The following is a 19,328-nucleotide window of genomic DNA, read 5'->3' as shown; positions in this document are numbered from 1 at the left end:
ACCCTGCCCGTTCGCGGCTCGGCGTCGGTGACGGCTGTGGCGTAGCTGCCACCAGGTGCGCACCTGCCTTTCCGGAACGGGACTCACGTCTGAAGTCCGAACACCTGGGAAAGGTCATCAATGCAGAAACACCTGAAATCCACCAAGAACTGGCGCACAGCGGCCGCGCTCGCGATATCGGCGACGGTGCTCGCGGCCTGCGGCGGCGGCGCCAGTGACGTGGCCGGTGGGGACGGCGGCAGCGGTAGCGCCGAGACCACGCTGACCCTGGTGGCCTTCGCGGTACCGGAACCGGGCTGGTCGAAGGCCGCACCCGCGTTCGCCGCCACCGAAGAGGGCAAGGGCGTCGAGGTCACCGGGTCCTACGGTGCCTCCGGTGACCAGTCCCGCAGCGTCGAGGCCGGTAAGCCCGCCGACGTGGTCAATTTTTCCGTCGAACCCGACATCACCCGTCTGGTCAAGGCGGGCAAGGTCGACGAGGACTGGAATGCCGGCCCCAACAAGGGCATCGCGTTCGGCTCGATCGTGACCTTCGCCGTCCGTCCCGGTAACCCGAAGAACATCCGCACCTGGGACGATCTGCTGCAGCCCGGTATCGAGGTCATCACGCCGAGCCCGCTGAGCTCCGGCGCCGCCAAGTGGAACCTGCTGGCGCCGTACGCCTATGCCAGCAACGGTGGCCAGAATCCGCAGGCCGGTATCGATTTCGTCAACAAGCTCGTCACCGAGCACGTGAAGCTGCGTCCCGGCTCGGGTCGCGAGGCGACCGACGTATTCCGGCAGGGCAGCGGTGACGTGCTGCTGGCCTACGAGAACGAGGCACTCAACTTCGATCTCGAGCACGTCAACCCGGCGCAGACCTTCAAGATCGAGAATCCGACCGCGGTGGTCAACACCAGCCAGCATGCGGACAAGGCCCAGGCCTTCGTCGACTTCCAGTTCACCCCGGAGGGCCAGAAGGTGTGGGCCGACGCCGGGTTCCGGCCGGTCGACCCCGCCGTGGCCGCCGAGTACGCCGACAAGTTCCCCGCTCCCGAGAAGTTGTGGACCATCGACGATCTGGGTGGGTGGAGCGCAGTCGACACCGAGTTGTTCGACAAGGACAACGGCACTATCACCAAGATCTACAAGCAGGCCACTGGATGACCTCTACTCTCGACCCGAATCCCGAAGCCTCCCGCCCGGAGCTGACCCCAGCGCCGGGCGGACGGGCGGGGCTGCGGAAACCCGGCGGCGCCAGTCTGCAGGTCGGTGTCGCGGTGGTGTGGCTGTCGATCATCGTCCTGCTGCCCCTGGCCGCCATCGTGTGGATCTCGGCCAAAGGCGGCTGGAACGCCTTCGTCTCGGCGGTCACGTCACCGTCGGCTATCGCGTCCTTCGAGGTCACGCTGACGATCTCGGTCATCGTCACGGTGGTCAACGGGGTGTTCGGATTGCTCATCGCCTGGGTTCTGGTACGTGACGAGTTCCCGGGAAAACGCGTCGTCGACGCGATCATCGACCTTCCGTTCGCATTGCCGACGATCGTGGCCAGCCTGGTGCTGCTGGCCCTCTACGGGCCGTCCAGCCCGGTCGGTATCCACATCCAGCACACTGCTTGGGGTGTCGGCGTCGCGTTGGCGTTCGTCACGCTGCCCTTCGTCGTCCGGGCGGTGCAGCCGGTGCTGCTGGAGCTGGACCGTGAGGTCGAGGAAGCGGCGGCTTCGCTGGGCGCCGGCAACATCACGATCTTCACCCGGGTGATCCTGCCCGCGCTGGCACCGTCTCTGCTGTCCGGTGCCGGCCTGGCGTTCTCCAGGGCCATCGGGGAATTCGGCTCGATCGTGCTGATCGGCGGCGCGATCCCCGGCGAGACCGAAGTGTCGTCGCAGTGGATCAGGACCCTGATCGAGAACGACGACCCCGCCGGGGCTGCCGCAATTTCGATTGTGCTGCTGGCTATCTCGTTCGTTGTACTGTTCGTCTTGCGATACTTCGGAGCCAGAGCGGCCAAGCGGGAGGCAGCGGCGCGATGAGTAGTGGGATGGCTGACATATGACCCTGGCGCTGCCCTCCCGCCTGATCCTGCGCTTCGTCGCGTTGTTCTACGTCATCGCGCTGCTCATCGTGCCGCTCGGATCGATCTTGTGGCGGACGTTCGCGCCCGGCCTCGGCGCGTTCTGGGCGTCCATCACGACCCCTGCCGCGCAGTCGGCGCTGTCGCTGTCGCTGCTCGTGGTCGCCATCGTGGTTCCGCTGAACGTGGTGTTCGGTGTCTCCACGGCATTGGTGTTGGCGCGCAGGAAATTCCGCGGTAAGAACGCACTGCAGGCGGCGATCGACCTGCCATTCGCGGTGTCGCCGGTGGTCGTCGGTGTGGCATTGATAGCGCTGTGGGGTACAGCCGGTCTGTTCGGTTTCGTCCAGAACGATCTCGGACTCACGATCATTTTCGGTTTCCCGGGCATCGTGCTGGCCAGCATCTTCGTCACGCTGCCGTTCGTCATCCGGGAAGTCGAGCCGGTTCTCCATGAACTCGGCACCGACCAGGAGGAGGCGTCCGCAACGTTGGGCGCCAATGCGTGGCAGACATTTTGGCGGATCACGTTGCCCTCCATCCGGTGGGGTCTGACCTATGGTGTCGTCCTGACTGTCGCCCGCACGCTGGGCGAGTTCGGCGCGGTGCTGGTGGTGTCGTCGAACTTGCCTGGGCAGTCGCAGACATTGACGCTGCTGGTGCACGACCGCTACACCCGCGGTGACGACTACGGCGCCTACACCGTGTCGACGGTGCTGATGGCCGTGGCCGTCACGGTGCTGATCGCGCAAATCGTGTTCGACGCCCAGCGCAAGCGCGCCCGGACAGAAGACTGACAAGAGATGAGAGACGTATGACAGACGCGATCGTCGTCCGTGGAGCGAACAAGCACTTCGGGGATTTCGCGGCGCTTGACGGCGTCGACTTCACGGTGCCCAAGGGCTCGCTGACCTCACTGCTGGGCCCCAGCGGTTCAGGCAAGTCGACGCTGCTCCGCGCGATCGCGGGCCTGGACAACCCCGATACCGGGACAGTGGTGATCAACGGGCGCGACGTCACCGGTGTGCCGCCGCAGCAGCGTGGCATCGGATTCGTGTTCCAGCATTACGCGGCCTTCAAGCATCTGACGGTGCGGGAGAACGTCGCGTTCGGCCTGCGGATCCGGAAGAAGCCCAAATCGGAGATCAAAGACAAGGTCGACAAACTGCTGGAAGTGGTCGGGCTGGCGGGCTTTCAGGGCCGCTATCCCAACCAGCTCTCCGGCGGGCAGCGCCAGCGGATGGCGCTCGCGCGCGCGCTGGCCGTCGACCCCGAGGTGCTGTTGCTCGACGAACCGTTCGGTGCGCTCGATGCCAAGGTGCGTGAGGATCTCCGCGCGTGGCTGCGCCGCCTGCACGAAGAGGTGCATGTCACGACGGTGCTCGTCACCCACGACCAGTCCGAGGCCCTCGACATCTCGGACCGGATCGCCGTCCTGAACAAGGGCCGCATCGAGCAAGTCGGCTCTCCCAGTGAGGTGTACGACTCGCCCGCCAACGCGTTCGTGATGTCCTTCCTCGGGGCGGTCGCCTCCCTCAACGGTGTCCTGGTGCGTCCACATGACATCCGGGTCGGTCGCAACCCTGATATGGCGATCGCCACCAGTGACGACACCATCCGGGCGACGGGCGTGACACGGGCGGTGATCGAACGCGTCGTCATGCTCGGGTTCGAGGTGCGGGTCGAGCTTCTCAACGCCGCGACCCAGACGCCGTTCACCGCTCAGATCACGCGCGGGGATGCCGAGGCGCTGGGCCTCAAGGAAGGTGACACGGTGTACGTGCGTGCCACTCGGGTCCCGTCGCTGCCCACGGACGCTGCCGGTGACTTCGCTTCCGGCAGCCGCACTTCCGCTGACGCCGAGGAGGCGCCGGCTCATTCGTGACCGGTGGCGCCGGCCCGAGTCAGGCTGCCGGCGCCGGAAGCAGCCGGTGCAGGAGATCGGTCAGGGTCAGCAAGCCGCGGCCTGCGGGGCCGTCGACCACGATCAGGTGATTGCGTGTCTCACGCATCAGCCGCAGCGCCTCGTACACCGGTGTGTCCTCGGGGAGGGTGAGCACCGGGCGCATCAGGTCACGCGCGGTTCCCGACGACGCCAGGCTGTCACGGACGTGCACGACGCCCACGTCGGCGGAGCCGTCGCGGACCAGCAGCCGTAGATGGCCGGTGGTGTCGGAGGTGGTCTGGATCTGCTCCGCGGTCGCATCGGCGGGCACGAAGCTGTATTCGGCGTCGCGCCGGGCCAGCTGCCCCACGGTGAGCGCCTCCAGTTCCAGGGCACTGGCCAGGTTGGCGTGATAGCGCTCGTCAAGAGTGCCGACGGTGGCTGAGTGCTCCACCAACTGACGCAAAGTATCGGGATCCTGGCTGTCGGCCAACTCGTCCACCGGGGTCACACCCACGCGGCGCAGGCACCAGTTGGCGGCCTGGTTCAGTGCGTGCAGCAGCGGCCGGGTGAGGAACATGAATCCGCGCATCGGTAGCGCCAGCATCGTCGCCGAGCGTTCCGGGTGCGCGATCGCCCACGACTTCGGAGCCATCTCTCCGATCACCAGGTGCAAGAAGGTGACGATGAACAGAGCGAGGACGAAGCCACCGACGTCGGCCAGCCAGGACGGCGCGCCCACCTGGCTCAGCCACGGTGTGATCGCATGGTGCACTGCCGGTTTGGTGATCGCGCCGAGCAGCAGTGTGCACGCGGTGATACCCAGTTGGGCGCCGGCGAGAAGCACCGAGAGCTCACTGGCGCTGCGCAAGGCAGCCCGGGCGGAGGCACTGGTGGCCGCGGCGTCTTCGAGCCGGCTGCGGCGTGCGGCGATCAACGCGAATTCGACGGCCACGAAGAACGCACTCGAGCCGATGAGCGCGGCGGTGATCGCCACGATGGTCCACGGGCTACCCATCGTCGTCCGGCTCCTCGATCTCGATGGTGACGAATACCGATGACGGGACGCGACGTTCGACGGCGCGCACCTGTGCGATCACGCGCCGCACGGGCGTCGGGCCGTCATCGACGAGATCCGCGACGTCCGAAGGGAGTTCGATCTCCACGGTGTCGCCCTCATCAGGCAACCCGGCCGCGTACGCGATGACCATGCCGGCGACCGTCTCGTAGTCACCGGGCGGCAGGGTCAGGTCGAGGGTGCGCTCGGCCTCGTCGAGAGGCAGATCACCGGAGAGCAGCCAGCCTTCGCCGTCGGCCACCACATCGGCACCGTGTTCGGCGTCGTGCTCGTCGTCGATCTCGCCGACGACCTCCTCGGCGAGATCCTCGATGGTGACGATTCCGGCGAAGCCGCCGTACTCGTCGATCACGATCGCCATCTCCTCGTCGGCATCGGCGAGGGTCTTCACCACGTTGGGCAGGGGCAGGGTTTCCGGCACGACCACTGCCGGCCGGCAGCGCATCGCGGCCGTGTCGGTGCCGGGCACCGAACCCAGCAGGTCGTGCAGATGGATGACACCGACGATGTCGTCGTGGTCCGGTCCGGTGACGGGGTAGCGGGTATGGCCGCTTGCCATCCGCTCCAACACCTCCGCCACGGTCGCGTCGGCGGCGAGGACATCGACCCGGGAACGCGGGATCATGGCGTGCTCGGCGTTGCTGGTGGGAAAGTCCAGGATCCGGTCGAGCAGCGCCGAGAGCTCACGCGGGATGTCGCCCGCGTCCCGGGAGGCGGCGACGATGTGCTCGAGGTCGCGCGGCGTTGCCGAGTGCTCGACATCGTGCACCGGTTCGATGCGCAGCGCACGCAGCAGCAGATTCGACGACTGGTCGAACAGCCAAATCAGCCAGCCGAACAGCTTGAGGTACAACGAGGTGGATATCGACAGCCAGCGCGCCACCGGTTCCGGGCGGGCGATCGCGAGGTTCTTGGGGAACAGCTCCCCGAACAGCATCTGCACGATCGTCGACACCGCGATGGCCGCGACACCGCCGATCGCGACCGCGATCGCGGTCGGGACTCCTGCGCCGCCGACCACCACTTCGAGGCCACGTCCGATCAGCGGCTCGGCGACGTAGCCGACCAGCAGTCCGGTGACCGTGATGCCGAGCTGAGCGCCGGAGAGCATGAACGACGTGCGCCGGGTGACGGCCAGGGCGCGCGCGGAGGCGCTGTCACCGGCTTCGGCGCGGGCTTTGAGTCGCGACCGGTCGACCGCCATGTAGGCGAACTCCTGGGCGACGAAGTAACCGGTCAGCGCGGTGATTGCGAGGACGACGAGAAAGCCGGCGATGATTCCGAGTACGGCGGTCAGCACGCGACCGCCCCGGGTCTATGAGATTCCACTGGGTCCTTGTTCGCGAGGGGGCTTTGCCAACACTGTACCGATGCGCGTCACGCGGCGGCGGTCAGCGCGAGTGCTGACTCGAAACGGTCCAGCACTGTCTCGGCCACCTGGCGATGGGCGCCCAGTGGCGACGACATCGGGATACCTTGTGCGCGAGCGAATGTCACCACGCGGTCGGTCAGCCGGCCATGGGCCAGAAACCATGGCGCGATGACGAGCCGGGTGGCACCGCGCCCGCGGAGTTCGTCGGCGGCCTCGGCCAAGGTGGGGTGCGGGCCCGTCGCGAACGCCGTCGTCGCGGTCCAGCGGGTGGTCAAGGTCAGTTCGTGTGCCACCGCCGCAGTGCGGGTGTTGGCATCGGGCTGGGACGAGCCGACCGCAGCGACCAGCACCCCGATCTCGGCGTCCAGCCGTGAGACCCCGGCGTGCTCGAGCCGCTGGCGCAGCACGTGGATCAGTCGGTCGTCTTCGCCGAGCACCTCGGCCTGGCGGACCTCGGCCCCGGACTCGGCGATCATCGCGGGGATGTCGACCCTGGCGTGATAGGCATCGGCCAACAGCAGCGGGACGACGACGGACACGCGGTCGTGCAGCGTCTCCAGCACGTCCCGCAGATTGGGGGAGTTCTGCTCGCAGAAGGCGACACGCGCATCCAGGCCGGGACGCAGCCGGCGCACGCACTCGGCGATGAGCCGCACCGTCGCGGCCGATCTCGGGTCGGCGCTGCCGTGGGCGGTGAGGATCAACGAGGGGTGGGCGGGGGTCCGCAGACTCACGAGGCGTGCAGCCCGCACTCTGTCTTCGACTGGCCTGCCCAGCGACCGCTGCGCGGATCGGCGCCCGCGATGGGCTTGTTGGTGCACGGGGCGCAGCCGATCGACGGGTAGCCCTCGTCGACAAGCGGATTCACCAGTACGCCGTTGGCGTCGATGTAGTCCTGCATCTGCTCGTCGCTCCACGCCGCCAGCGGGTTGATCTTCACCAGCCCGAAAGCCTTGTCCCAGCTGATCAACGGGGCGTTGGCACGGGTCGGGGCCTCGACGCGACGGATTCCGGTCACCCACGCCGAGTAGTTCTTCAGCGCCTTGCCGAGCGGTTCGACCTTGCGCATGCCGCAGCACGCTCCTGCGTCTCGGGCGAAGAGGTCCTTACCGTGCACCGCGTCCTGCTGGGTGACGCTGAGCTCGGGGCGCACGTTGACGACGTTGACGTCGTACACCGCCTCGACGGCGTCGCGGGTGCCGATGGTCTCCACGAAGTGGTAGCCGGTGTCGAGGAACAGCACGTCGACGCCGGGCCGCACTTTGGTCGCCAGGTCGACGAGCACCGCGTCCTGCATGTTCGACGCCACGATGTAGTTGCCGCCGAAGTTCTCGTCGGTCCAGCGCAGCAGGTCCTCGGCCGTTGCGTGCTCACCCAGTTCGGCGGCGCCGCGTTCGGCCAGCAGCTGCAGGTCGGTATCCGTGATCACATCCGTCACTTCACATCACCTCAAGTCCGCGTCGTCGGCTCGTAGAGCCCAAGTGGCAAAACGCTCGCCCTGCTCTCTTTGTTTCACGAAATTGCGAACAACACGCTCGATGTAGTCACCGAGCTCGGTGGCGAGCACCTTGTGCTGGCGCAGCTTGCGGCCGAAACCGCTGTCCAGTCCCAGGCTGCCGCCCAGATGGACCTGGAACCCTTCCTCGGGGCCGTTCCCGTCGTCGATCATCTGGCCCTTGAAGCCGATGTCGGCGATCTGGATGCGGGCGCACGAGTTCGGGCAGCCGTTGATGTTGATCGTGACGGGCACGTCGAGCTGGGCGTTGATGTCTTCCAGCCGCTTCTCCAGCTCGGGCACCAGGGTCTGTGAGCGGCTCCTGGTCTCGGCGAAGCTCAGCTTGCAGAATTCGATGCCCGTGCAGGCCATCAGGTTGCGCCGCCAGTGCGACGGTGCCGAGGGCAGACCCAGCGCGTCAAGCCCCGCGCGCAGCTCGTCGAGCTTCTCGTCGGGCACGTCGAGCACGATCAGCTTCTGGTACGGGGTGAAGCGGATCCGGTCGCTGCCCACGGACTCGGCCAGGTCGGCGACCTTGGTCAGGATCGTGCCCGATACGCGGCCCGCGATCGGGGCGACACCGACGGCGTTGAGGCCGTTCTTCAGTTTCTGGACGCCGACGTGGTCGATGGGCCTGGTCACCGGGTCCGGCGCCGGTCCGTCGATCAGCGGACGCTTCAGGTATTCCGTTTCGAGGACTTCCCTGAATTTCTCTACGCCCCAGTCTTTGATCAGGAACTTCAGCCGCGCCTTGGCCCGCAGTCTGCGGTAGCCGTAGTCGCGGAACACGCTGACCACGCCCTCCCACACGTCGGGCACCTCGTCGAGAGGGACCCACGCGCCGACCCGCTGTCCGAGCATGGGATTGGTGGACAGGCCGCCGCCCACCCAGAGGTCGAACCCGGGACCGTGCTCGGGATGCTCGACGCCGATGAAGGCGACGTCGTTGACCTCGTGCACCACGTCCTGCAGGCCCGAGATCGCGGTCTTGAACTTGCGCGGCAGGTTGGAGTACTCGGGCTTGCCGATGTAGCGCTTGACGATCTCCTCGACCGCGGGCGTTCCGTCGATCACCTCGTTGAGCGACTCACCCGCCAGCGGCGAACCCAGCACCACGCGCGGGCAGTCGCCGCACGCCTCGGTGGTCTGCAGTCCGACCTCGTCGAGCCGCCGCCAGATCTCCGGCATGTTCTTGACGTCGATCCAGTGGTACTGGATGTTCTGGCGATCGGAGATGTCGGCGGTGTCCCGGGCGAACTCGGTGGAGATGCCGCCGAGGGTGCGCAGCGCCGCGGCGGTCAGGGCGCCGCCGTCGCTGCGGACCCGCAGCATGAAGAACTCGTCTTCGAGCATGTCGGTGTTCTCGTCGCCCGTCCACGTGCCGTCGAACCCCGGCTTGCGCTGGGTGTAGAGCCCCCACCAGCGGAAACGGCCGCGCAGGTCGCCCTTGTCGATGCTCTCGAAGCCGTTCTTGGCGTAGGTTGCCTCGATGCGCGCTCGGACGTTGAGCGGGTTGTCGTCCTTCTTGGACTGTTCGTTGGGGTTGAGCGGCTCGCGGTAGCCGAGCGCCCATTGGCCCTCGCCGCGGGGACGCTTCGCAGGCTTGGCAGTGGTCATATGTCAGTGAGCTCCTGGTTGGAGCCGACGTTCGAATCGCGCTGTGACACCGGTGGCTGGCCGGCGGCGCAGATCCGGCGGCCAGCTGAAGTGCTTACGGGCTGGGTCCTACAAGATCCGGGTCAGGGCAGACAGCAACAGGTACAGACGCGCTTGAGATCGACATGCAGGCGCGACACCAGCGATACCCGGCGGGCGAAGCTGTGGGCTGCAGTCACGCCCTCGATTGTGCCACGGAAACCCACACCCGCCCTAACCGGGCGAGATTTGCGCTCAGGGTGAGCAAAACTACCTTCTGGAAGACTGGCTGCGTGACGATGCAGGCGGTCCCGGCGCAGCGACCTCAGCTGCCGGCGATGGCCGCCACTCCCGGCCACCCTTTCGGCATCTATATCCACGTGCCGTTCTGCGCCACGCGCTGCGGATACTGCGACTTCAACACCTATACCCCCGCCGAGCTGGGGGGAGCGAACCCGGACGGGTGGCTCGCGGCGCTGCGGATCGAGCTGCGGCTGGCCGCTGAGCACCTCGGCGCGACCCCGGCGGTGCAGACTGTGTTTGTCGGCGGTGGGACCCCGTCGCTGCTCGGTGTCGCCGGTCTCGGTGGGGTGCTCGACGCGATCCGCGACAATTTCACGCTGGCTCCCGGCGCCGAGGTCACCACCGAGTCCAACCCGGAGTCGACGTCGGCGTCGTTCTTCGCCGGGTTGCGCGCCGCCGGCTACACCAGGATCTCGCTGGGCATGCAGTCCACTGCGCCGCACGTGCTGGCGACGCTGGACCGCGTGCACTCGCCCGGACGCGCGCTCGATGCCGCCCGAGAGGCCCGGGCCGAAGGGTTCGACCACGTCAACCTCGACCTCATCTACGGCACGCCGGGGGAGACCGACGACGACCTCGTGAGGTCGGCGAGCTCGGCTGTGGACGCCGGCGTCGACCACGTGTCGGCCTACGCGTTGATCGTCGAGGACGGGACCGCGCTGGCCCGGCGGGTGCGTCGCGGTGAGCTCCCCGCACCCGACGACGACGTGCTCGCGCGTCGCTACGAACTGCTCGACCGCCGTCTCTCCGACGCCGGGTTCGGGTGGTACGAGGTGTCGAACTGGGCCCGGCCCGGCGGGGAGTGCCGACACAACATCGGCTACTGGAACGGCGGCGAATGGTGGGGCGCAGGTCCGGGAGCGCACGGCTACGTCGGCGCCACCCGGTGGTGGAATGTCAAGCACCCCAACGCCTATGCCGCAGCGCTCGGCGGCGGCGGGCTCCCCGTGGCCGACTTCGAGCAACTCGACGCCGCGACGGCGCACATCGAGGACGTGATGCTGCGGATGCGGCTGCGCACGGGGCTGCCGGTCGCGGCGCTGTCCGCCACCGAGCGTGAGCGGGCCCGTCGGGCCGTTGCCGACGGACTGCTCGTCGGCGACGGCGAGACGGTGGTGCTCACCGACCGCGGCCGGCTGCTCGCCGATGCGGTGGTGCGCGACGTTCTGAGCTGAGCTGTCAGCTCACAGCAGCGCAGCGGCAAGACGACGCCACTGCTCGCGCGGGAACTCCTGCGGATCGGCGGTGATGACCTGAACGCACACGTGATCGGCGCCTGCCGCGTGATGCTCGTCGACGCGACGCTTGATCGCGTCCTCGTCACCCCAGGCGATGATTGCGTCGAACAGCCGATCGCTGACCGAGCTGACGTCGTCTTCGGTGAAGCCCGACCGCAGCAGGTTGTTGGCGTAGTTGGGCAGCGCGAGATAGGAACGCAGCCAATCCTTTCCGATGGCGCTCGCCTCGTCCCGGCTGTCGGTCAGCACGACGGTCTGCTCGGGCAGCAGCAGCGGACCGTCGCCCAGAACCTCACGGGCGGTCTTGGTGTGGTCCGGGGTGACCAGGTAAGGATGCGCACCCGCGGCCCGCGTCGCCGACAGCTGCAGCATCTTCGGGCCGAGAGCGGCCAGCACCCGGTTGCTCGTGGGCACCGGCTGCGCCGCTGCGTCGAGCCCGTCCAGGAACGCCTTGGTGGCGGCCAGCGGCTTGCGGTAGCGGCCCGGCTCCGTCGAATCGATCAGCGGCGCGTGGCTGACGCCGATGCCGAGCAGGAATCGGTCTCCGTGGGCTTCGGTCAGCGCGGCATAGCGCGCCGCCACATCGGCGGGCTCGTGCATCCAGAGGTTCAGGATGCCGGTCGCGATCACGGTCTTCTCGGTGGCGGTCAGCAGGTTGTCGACGGAATCGAGCACCGGGCCACCGACGTCGGGAATCCACAGCGCCGAGTACCCCAGCCCGTCCAGCTCGGCGGCGGCCTCGGCCGCCTCGGCCGGATTGCCGTAACGCAATTGCGAACTCCACAAACCCACTCCGGATAGCTGCATGCCATCACTCATACCGTGTCGAGGGCCGGGGGCGCTACGGTCGCTGCATGGCATTCGACCCCGTCGCCGTCGGTCGCGCGTTCTCGGAGCATCGTTTCGACGAGGCGCTGAGTCATCTCGCGAAGGACGTGAAGTGGACCATCGTCGGGGGGATGATCCTCGAGGGCGCCGACGCAGTCCGGCGCACCTGCCGAGACACCCAGGAGAGTCTCGCCGGTGCAGAGGTGCAGTTCGACCGGTGCGTGACGGTCGGTGATCGAGACACCGTCGCCGTCGACACGGTGGTGCGTTACCTGCGGCCGGACGGCGTGACGGCGGTGGCCAGTTGTGCCATATACGAGTTCTCCGGCGACACGATTTCAGCGATCACCTCCTACGCGGTCGAGGTCGATCCCGAGGATGCGGGAGCGCAGCCACCGCCCCGGATGTGACCAACAACGCTCACAGCCAAGCCACAGCGGCTGCCAGGTAAGCCGCTGCGGGCACCTCCGTTGTGCCAGGATGCTCGCATGCGGAACCTCGGCTTAGGAAAGGCTATCCATATGCCTGTCTCGACGTGGGGCTGAACCGCACCCAGCCCGCCGCTCCGATCGCCATCATCGGGATCGGCTGCCGTCTCGCAGGCGACATCACCACCCCGGAGGACTTCTGGGCGTTCCTGCTCGCGCAGGCAAGCGCGGTCACCGAGGTCCCCCCGGAACGGTGGGAGCCCTACCTACACCGCGATCCGCGCAACGCCGCGGTGTTGCGCGAGACGACGCGGTGGGGCACGTTCCTCGACGACCTGCCGGGGTTCGACGCCGAATTCTTCGGGGTGTCCCCACGGGAAGCCGAGCTGATGGACCCGCAGCAGCGGATGGCGCTCGAAGTGTCCTGGGAGGCACTGGAACACGCGGGAATCCCGCCGCGATCGCTGGCCGGCAGCGACACCGCGGTGCTGATGGGGGTGAACTCCGACGACTACGGCAAGCTCCTCATGGAGGACCTCCCAGGCATCGAAGCCTGGACCGGGATCGGCACCTCGCTGTGCGGGGTGGCCAACCGGGTGTCGCATCTGCTCGACCTGCGCGGTCCCAGCGTCGCGCTCGATGCCGCGTGTGCGGCGTCGCTGGTCGCGGTGCATCAGGCGTGCCAGCTGCTGCGGGACGGCGAGACGTCGCTGGCCCTCGCGGGCGGGGTCAGTGCGCTGATCGGTCCCGGGCTGACGCGGGTGCTCGACGTCGCAGGCGCCACGGCGCCCGACGGTCGCTGCAAGACGTTCGACGACGCCGCCGACGGGTACGGGCGCGGCGAGGGCGCGGGTGTGGTGGTGCTCAAGCGGTTGGCCGACGCGCTGCGCGACGGAGACCGTGTGCTCGCGGTCATCCGCGGCGGGGCGGTCGCTCAGGATGGCCGCACGGTCGGCATCATGTCGCCCAACGGCGAGGCCCAGGAGGATCTGTTCCGGCTCGCCTGCCGCGCCGCCGACGTTGCGCCGGAGAGCGTCAGCTTCATCGAGGCACACGGAACCGGTACGCCCACAGGCGATCCGGTGGAGATCGCGGCACTCGCGGCCGTGTACGGCGCAGGCCGCACCGACACGCCGTGCGCGGTCGGATCGGTGAAACCGAACACCGGACACCTCGAGGGCGGAGCCGGGGTCGTCGGTCTCATCAAGGCGGCGCTGGCGCTGCACCACGAAGTGCTGCCTCCGACGGCGGGCGTGCGCGCGCTGACCACCGCTGTGGACTGGGACGACAGTGGGCTGTGGGTCCCCACCGAGGCGCAGCCGTGGCCGCGCAGCACTGACCCGCGGCGCGCGGCGGTGTGCAGCTACGGCTACGGCGGCACCCTCGCCCACGTCCTGCTCGAAGAGGCCCCCGCCGCCGCGGTCCTCGACACCGCCGCTGCGCCCGCCTCTTTCCTGCCGGTGTCGGCGCGCTCGGAGGCCCGGCTGGCTGCGCAGGCAGGCGCGCTGGCCCGCAGTCTGCGCGGGTCCGACTTCTCCGTCGACGACGTCGCGGCCACCCTGTGGGCCCGCCGCTCACACGAACCGGTCAGGGGTGCGGTCGTCACCGATGGCTCGGCCGACCCCGGGGTGGCGGTCGATGCGCTCGAATCGATGGCCGCCCAGATCCGCCATCCGCGGGTGGTGACGGGAACGGTCATCCCCGGCGCCGACAACGGTGCCGTGTGGGTGTTCTCCGGGCATGGCTCGCACTGGGCGGGGATGGGCCGTGAGCTGCTGGCGACCGAACCGGCCTTCGCGGCGACCATCGACGAGGTCGACGTCGTATTCGGCGCCGAGCTCGGATTCTCCGCACGGGAGGCCCTGACCGCTGAGCAGCTCGGCGGAACCGACGAGGTCCAGGTGCTGACCTTCGCGATGCAGGTCGGTCTCGCCGCGGTGCTCCGCGAACGCGGGGTGGCGCCCGCCGCGGTGATCGGCCATTCGGTCGGGGAGGTGGCGGCGTGCGTCGTCGCAGGCGTCTTCGACCTGGCGCACGGTGCATCGGTGGCGTGCTATCGGGCGCGCGGATTCCGTTCGGTCATGGGCCGCGGAGCCATGGCGCTGGTCCGCCTGCCCTTCGACGAGGCGAGCCGCCGCCTGGCCGGACGCGCCGACGTGGTCGCCGCCATCAGCGCCTCACCGGACTCGACGGTGGTGTCCGGAACTGTCGCCGGCGTCGACGAGGTGGTCGGGGCGTGGACCGCCGACGGCATGACCGTCCGCCGGGTCAACACCGACGTCGCCTTTCACAGCCCGGCGATGGACGCGCTCACCGGCGAACTCGCGCGCCTGGTCGGGTCCTTGCCGGAGCCGGGCCCTGCACGGGTACCGCTGTACACCACCGCGCTTCGAGACCCGCGCTCGCGGGCACGTCGGGGCCCGCGCTACTGGGCGTCCAACCTGCGCGACCGGGTGCGTTTCGCCGAGGCCGTCGCGGCGGCCGCGGAGGACGGTCACCGCCTGTTCCTCGAAGTGTCCGCGCACCCGGTGGTGTCCCACTCGATCGCCGAGACACTGCTGGCAGGTGGCGTGGGCGAGCACGCCGTCGTTCCGGTGCTGCGACGCGACCAACCGGAGCGGCGCGCGGTCGGGGCCGCGATCGCCGGCCTCTACTGCCACGGAGCGCCGGTCGACCACGCCTTCACCGCGATCACGCGGTGGGCCGCCGATCTGCCGGGAACGCAGTGGCAGCACCGCCGGTTCTGGCGTACCCCGACGCCGCCACCGGGTACCCGTGCGCTGCACGACCCCGCGTCGCACACCCTGCTCGGCGGAGCGGTGGATGTGACCGGGGCGGTGCCCAGCCGGGTGTGGCAGACGCGCCTCGACATGGACAACCGCCCGTACCCGGGTGACCACCCGGTGCAACAGACCGAGATCGTCCCTGCCGCAGTACTTCTCAACACTTTTCTGCGGGCGGCGGGCTCGGGCCTGGCCGAGGTGCGGTTGCGCACCCCGGTGCCGCCCGGCCGCGCACGCGACCTCCAGGTCGTGCTGCAGGATCGCTCGCTGCGCATCTCGACGCGACTCGCCGACGCCGAAAGCGTGAACGGGGAACGGGAACTCGCCGGTGACTGGCTGACGCACAGCAGCGCGGTCGTCGCGGTGGACCAAAATCTCGACGGGCGAGGCATCCAACTTCTGGGCGGGCGTGTGGACCCGGCGGCCTGGCTGCGCTGTGCCGAGCAGTTGCCTCCCAGCCACGTCGTCGACACTCTGGCAGGCGTCGGTGTCGCGGCGATGGGGTTCGGCTGGCGCGTGCTCGACATCCGCCGCGGGGAGGGGGAACTCCTGGTCCGGGTCTCCGCAGAGGCGGACGGATCGGAACCGCCCTCGTGGGCGGGACTGCTCGATGCGGCGACCTCGGCCGCCTCCACGATCTTCGACGGGCCACCGCGGCTGCGGATGCCGGCCCGGATCGACCGTGTCGATGTGTGCGGCGCGCCACCCGCGGTGGCGCTGCTGCATGTGCGCCGCCGGGAGGGGACGTCCACCGACGTGTCGATCGCCGACGAGTCCGGCGCGGTGCGCGCCGCACTCACGGCGATGACGTTCGAGGAGCTGGAGAATCCTGCGGGCACCGACACGTCGCGCCTGCTGCACCACGTGGCGTGGCACGCCACGCCGTTGCCGGAACGGGAGCGCCCCACCGACGTGGCGCTGGTCGGCGGTCGCGACGACGACATCGACTCGCTGACAACAGAACTGAGCGAAGCCGGGGTGTCATGTCGCGCGTATGCCGAGCCCGGGCTGCTGCCCGACACGGCCGGGTCGGGATCGGTGGTGTTGCTCGTACCGCGGCGTGACGACTCACCGGAGGCGACCGCAGAGCTGGTGCTGCACACCCTGAAACATCTGCATCACAGCGGATTTCCGGGACGGCTGTGGGTGCTGACGCGTCACGTGCACGAAGGAACCAACCTCGTCCACGCCCCGCTGTTCGGACTCTCCCGTGTCGCCGCTGCCGAGCATCCGCAGCTGTGGGGAGGCGTCCTCGATCTGGGCGACGACCCCGTGCCCGCCGCGGCACTGACCCTGCACGGGAACGGCGTCGTCGTGGTCCGTGACGGTAGGGCCACGACCGCACGTCTGGCGCACGCGCGGTCCGCGGGCGGTGCGCCGATGACCTGCACGCCGGCCGGCACCTACGTGATGACCGGTGGCACCGGTGCGCTCGGCCTCCGGATCGCGCAGCGCCTCGCCGACCTCGGTGCGCGCCGTCTGGTGCTGCTGTCCCGGTCCGGCCTGCCGCATCGCGAACAATGGAGCGCCGACACCGAGTGCGACGCGGTACGGGCGGTGGCCGCGCTGGAAGAGCGGGGCGTGTCCGTGCATGTCGCCGCCATCGACATCGGCGCCGATGACGCGGCGGACCGCCTGCGGGCGGTGCTTCGCGAGCTGCCGCCGGTCCGCGGTGTGGTGCATGCAGCAGGCGTGGAAGCCGGTGCGCTGCTGCTCAATACGTCGGACGCCGAGATCCGGAGCGCGATGCGCCCGAAGGTTGCGGGCACATACACGTTGCACGAGGTGTTTCCCCCCGGGCAGCTGGACTGGATGGTGCTGTTCTCGTCGTGCGGGTACCTCGCCGGGTTCCCCGGCCAGGGCGCCTACGCGTGTGCCAACGCCTTCCTGGACGCCACCGCGCGACATCGGCACAGCCTCGGCGACCGCACGGTCAGCGTCGCATGGACGGCGTGGCGGGGCCTGGGCATGGGATCGACGTCAGGATTCGTCGCCGCCCAGCTCGCGGCCCTCGGCATGGGCACAGTCGGTGCCGACGACGCGCTGCGCGCCCTGGACTCGGCTATGAGGGGCGACGAACCGAATATCGTTGTGCTGCCGGTACTTCCCGATGCTGCCGCGGTACCGATGTTGGCCGATGTGGCGCCGGCGGGGGAGCAGGACGACGGCGATGCCGCGATGGGACCGGGCGATGCCGACCTCGACGAGTGGTCCGCACAGCAGGTTTTGGCGGCGGTCGCGAATGAACTCGGGTTGCGCGAATCCGACATCGATCCGCGGGTCCCGCTGGTCGAGGCGGGGGTCGACTCGATCATGACCGTGGCGCTGCGGCGCGCCCTGGAGAAGCGGACCGGACTGGCGCTGCCGCCGACACTCCTGTGGGAACACCCCACGGCGGCCGCGCTGACCGACAGGATCGCCGAGGGATTTCGGTGTAGTTCGTCAACGCAGGCGTGACCGACTAGACCCGGATCACCGGGTGAGCTGCGCGACGAGCCGGTGCTTGTCGACCTTGCCCACCGCGGTGACCGGCAGCGACGGCACGGGGGCCAGCACGTCCGGCCGCGCGTGCCTGGACGCGCCCCGCGCATCGAGGAACGCGTTGAGCTCGGTCAACGTGAGGGGCTGTCCGCGGAAAACCACTGCGGCGCAGATCTGTTCGCCCAGGTACTGGTCCGGCAGCGCGACGGCGGCTGCCGCGGAGATTCCCGGGTGGGAATGCAGATGATCCTCCAGGTCGGTGGCCGACACCGTCTCACCCCCGCGGTGGATGACGTCCTTGATACGGCCGGTGACCTCGACGTAGCCGGCTCTCGGCCCGTCGGCGAAGATCCGCACCCTGTCCCCGGTGCGGTAGAAGCCGTCGGGGGAGAACGACCGCGCGTTCGCGTCGTCGGCCCGGTAGTACCCGTTGAGCGTGTAGGGACCGCGCACCAGTAGCTCGCCCTCCTGGCCCGGCGCCACATCGTGCCCGGTGTCGTCGACCACCCGCATCTCGTCGTGCGGCGACATCGGCCGTCCCTGCGTATGCACCACGACGTCCGCGGGATCGCCGGGACGGGTGAAGTTCAGCATGCCCTCGGCCATTCCGAAGATCTGCGACATCCCGGGCGTGAGCCGCTCCACGATGAACCGGGCGTCCTCGGGGCTCATCCGGGACCCGCCGACCTGCACGACACGCAGTGACGTCGGCAGCACGGGCTCCCACTCGCAGGCCTGTGCCCACACCTTCGCCAGGGCGTTCACCAGGCCGGTGACGGTGATCCGGTGGCGGTCGATAAGTGCGAACGCGTTCTCCGGACTGGGGTCGGTGGTGAACACCGTGGTGGCGCCCACGGTCATCGAGCCGATCAGGCCCGGGCATGCCAGGGGGAAGTTGTGTCCGGCGGGTAGCGCGACAAGGTAGGCGTCTTCGCCGGTCATCTCGCACGTGCGTGCGCACGCGGTCGCGTTGTAGACGTAGTCGTCATGGGTGCGGGCGATCAGCTTCGGCAACCCGGTGGTGCCGCCCGACACCAGCAGCAGCGCGGGATGGCCGGGGTCCACGGCCGGCCGGACGGCGGGCGGTCCGTCGAAGCCGGCGATCGAGGACCAGGCGACGAACGGCCCGCTGTCCCCGTCGACGATCACGTGCCGGAGGCCGGGATGCTGGGAGGTGAGGTGGGTGGCCATGTCGCGGTAGTCGAACCCGGCTGCGGTGTCGGGGATGATCAGCGCCACCGCATCGCTGACCTCGGCGAAGTGGCCCAGCTCGGCGCTCCGGTGGCCCGGGAGGCACATCACCGGCACCGCCCCCAGGCGCAACAGCCCGAACAGGGCGATGGCGAACCGGCACGAGTTCGGCAGCTGCAGCAGCACCCGGTCGCCGGCGGTGATGCCCAGCGCCGAGAGTCCGCCGGCGACCCGGTCGGCCAGCACGTCGAGTTCGGCGAATGTGTAGGTCTGCGTGGCGTCCACAACCGCCGGCTTCGTGGGCCACGTCGCTGCGGCGTCGGTGAGGACGGAGTCGAGGGGGCGACCTGTCCAGTAGCCCGCCCGCCGGTACAGGTCGGCACGCTCGGCCGGGAAGGGCACGAACCCGTCGGCGAGGTCGCAGCAGCCCGTTCCGTGGTTCGGGCGGGGCCGCTGGTCGTCGCGTGATTCAGGCAGGAATCCAGTGCTCATCAGTCACATCACCGCTCTGGGTAGGAGTTCTCGGTGACCCGAATATAGGGTAGCCTCCTCAAA

The 19,328-nt window shown here is 69.0% G+C and carries 14 protein-coding genes; 7 read left to right on the top strand and 7 right to left on the bottom strand.

Annotation, left to right across the window (positions count from 1 at the left end):
- Nucleotides 1-120 precede the first annotated feature (120 nt).
- Genes EL337_RS18235 through EL337_RS18220 form a run of 4 tightly spaced genes read left to right on the top strand, consistent with a single transcriptional unit; the run spans nt 121 to nt 3,941 of the window.
- Nucleotides 121-1,146: a sulfate ABC transporter substrate-binding protein gene (locus tag EL337_RS18235; protein ID WP_048633086.1), complete on the top strand. Its 1,026-nt coding sequence runs from the start codon at nt 121-123 to the stop codon at nt 1,144-1,146.
- Complete coding sequence (gene cysT, locus EL337_RS18230; protein ID WP_048633085.1) at nt 1,143-2,015, top strand: sulfate ABC transporter permease subunit CysT; 873 nt, start codon at nt 1,143-1,145, stop codon at nt 2,013-2,015. The genes EL337_RS18235 and cysT overlap by 4 nt, the downstream gene beginning before the upstream one ends.
- 19 nt (nt 2,016-2,034) lie before the next feature.
- Entirely contained in the window at nt 2,035-2,853 is an 819-nt protein-coding gene (gene cysW, locus EL337_RS18225; protein ID WP_048633084.1) for a sulfate ABC transporter permease subunit CysW, read from the top strand.
- 17 nt (nt 2,854-2,870) lie between these two features.
- Nucleotides 2,871-3,941: a sulfate/molybdate ABC transporter ATP-binding protein gene (locus EL337_RS18220; RefSeq protein ID WP_048633083.1), complete on the top strand. Its 1,071-nt coding sequence runs from the start codon at nt 2,871-2,873 to the stop codon at nt 3,939-3,941.
- A 19-nt stretch (nt 3,942-3,960) separates the two neighbouring features.
- Here the strand turns inward: EL337_RS18220 and EL337_RS18215 are convergent, their stop codons facing one another.
- The 5 genes from EL337_RS18215 to EL337_RS18195 all read right to left on the bottom strand — a co-directional run bounded on the left by EL337_RS18215 (nt 3,961) and on the right by EL337_RS18195 (nt 9,503).
- Nucleotides 3,961-4,959, bottom strand: coding sequence for a hemolysin family protein (locus tag EL337_RS18215; RefSeq protein ID WP_048633082.1), 999 nt, complete (start codon nt 4,957-4,959; stop codon nt 3,961-3,963).
- Complete coding sequence (locus EL337_RS18210; RefSeq protein WP_048633081.1) at nt 4,952-6,319, bottom strand: hemolysin family protein; 1,368 nt, start codon at nt 6,317-6,319, stop codon at nt 4,952-4,954. The genes EL337_RS18215 and EL337_RS18210 overlap by 8 nt, the downstream gene beginning before the upstream one ends.
- A 77-nt stretch (nt 6,320-6,396) precedes the next feature.
- Nucleotides 6,397-7,143: a sirohydrochlorin chelatase gene (locus tag EL337_RS18205; RefSeq protein ID WP_048633080.1), complete on the bottom strand. Its 747-nt coding sequence runs from the start codon at nt 7,141-7,143 to the stop codon at nt 6,397-6,399.
- Nucleotides 7,122-7,817, bottom strand: a complete 696-nt coding sequence (locus EL337_RS18200) for a phosphoadenylyl-sulfate reductase (RefSeq protein ID WP_370737167.1) — start codon at nt 7,815-7,817, stop codon at nt 7,122-7,124. Before EL337_RS18200 ends, EL337_RS18205 begins: the two co-directional genes overlap by 22 nt.
- Nucleotides 7,818-7,835: 18 nt before the next feature.
- Entirely contained in the window at nt 7,836-9,503 is a 1,668-nt protein-coding gene (locus EL337_RS18195) for a nitrite/sulfite reductase (protein WP_048633078.1), read from the bottom strand.
- Between the two features lie 317 nt (nt 9,504-9,820).
- On the opposite strand from EL337_RS18195, the gene hemW reads away from it, so the two are divergent.
- The gene (gene hemW, locus EL337_RS18185; protein WP_048633165.1) at nt 9,821-10,999 is read left to right on the top strand and encodes a radical SAM family heme chaperone HemW; all 1,179 of its coding nucleotides are present in this window, start codon (nt 9,821-9,823) and stop codon (nt 10,997-10,999) included.
- A gap of 9 nt (nt 11,000-11,008) precedes the next feature.
- Here the strand turns inward: hemW and EL337_RS18180 are convergent, their stop codons facing one another.
- Nucleotides 11,009-11,869: an LLM class F420-dependent oxidoreductase gene (locus EL337_RS18180; protein ID WP_048633077.1), complete on the bottom strand. Its 861-nt coding sequence runs from the start codon at nt 11,867-11,869 to the stop codon at nt 11,009-11,011.
- Between the two features lie 47 nt (nt 11,870-11,916).
- Between EL337_RS18180 and EL337_RS18175 the strand changes: the two genes are divergently transcribed.
- Together EL337_RS18175 and EL337_RS18170 are read left to right on the top strand one after the other, a co-directional pair.
- A complete protein-coding gene (locus tag EL337_RS18175; protein WP_048633076.1) occupies nt 11,917-12,300 on the top strand; it encodes a nuclear transport factor 2 family protein in 384 nt (127 codons plus the stop codon).
- 125 nt (nt 12,301-12,425) lie between these two features.
- On the top strand, nt 12,426-17,558 hold the full coding sequence (locus tag EL337_RS18170) for a type I polyketide synthase (protein WP_048633075.1): 5,133 nt from the start codon (nt 12,426-12,428) through the stop codon (nt 17,556-17,558).
- Nucleotides 17,559-17,573: 15 nt separating this feature from the next.
- Here EL337_RS18170 and EL337_RS18165 read toward each other — a convergent pair whose 3' ends face one another.
- Entirely contained in the window at nt 17,574-19,265 is a 1,692-nt protein-coding gene (locus tag EL337_RS18165; RefSeq protein ID WP_048633074.1) for a (2,3-dihydroxybenzoyl)adenylate synthase, read from the bottom strand.
- Nucleotides 19,266-19,328 lie beyond the last annotated feature (63 nt).

Source organism: Mycolicibacterium aurum, from assembly GCF_900637195.1.
In the GTDB taxonomy this organism is placed as follows: domain Bacteria; phylum Actinomycetota; class Actinomycetes; order Mycobacteriales; family Mycobacteriaceae; genus Mycobacterium; species Mycobacterium aurum.
This window is presented reverse-complemented; position numbering and strand designations above follow the sequence as displayed.

What these genes read in the sequence shown, in the direction of transcription:
- EL337_RS18235 (WP_048633086.1), top strand. Translation starts at nt 121, where the DNA reads ATGCAGAAACACCTGAAATCCACCAAGAACTGGCGCACAGCGGCCGCG.
- cysT (WP_048633085.1), top strand. Translation starts at nt 1,143, where the DNA reads ATGACCTCTACTCTCGACCCGAATCCCGAAGCCTCCCGCCCGGAGCTG.
- cysW (WP_048633084.1), top strand. Translation starts at nt 2,035, where the DNA reads ATGACCCTGGCGCTGCCCTCCCGCCTGATCCTGCGCTTCGTCGCGTTG.
- EL337_RS18220 (WP_048633083.1), top strand. Translation starts at nt 2,871, where the DNA reads ATGACAGACGCGATCGTCGTCCGTGGAGCGAACAAGCACTTCGGGGAT.
- EL337_RS18215 (WP_048633082.1), bottom strand. Translation starts at nt 4,959, where the DNA reads ATGGGTAGCCCGTGGACCATCGTGGCGATCACCGCCGCGCTCATCGGC.
- EL337_RS18195 (WP_048633078.1), bottom strand. Translation starts at nt 9,503, where the DNA reads ATGACCACTGCCAAGCCTGCGAAGCGTCCCCGCGGCGAGGGCCAATGG.
- hemW (WP_048633165.1), top strand. Translation starts at nt 9,821, where the DNA reads ATGCAGGCGGTCCCGGCGCAGCGACCTCAGCTGCCGGCGATGGCCGCC.
- EL337_RS18180 (WP_048633077.1), bottom strand. Translation starts at nt 11,869, where the DNA reads ATGCAGCTATCCGGAGTGGGTTTGTGGAGTTCGCAATTGCGTTACGGC.
- EL337_RS18175 (WP_048633076.1), top strand. Translation starts at nt 11,917, where the DNA reads ATGGCATTCGACCCCGTCGCCGTCGGTCGCGCGTTCTCGGAGCATCGT.
- EL337_RS18165 (WP_048633074.1), bottom strand. Translation starts at nt 19,265, where the DNA reads ATGAGCACTGGATTCCTGCCTGAATCACGCGACGACCAGCGGCCCCGC.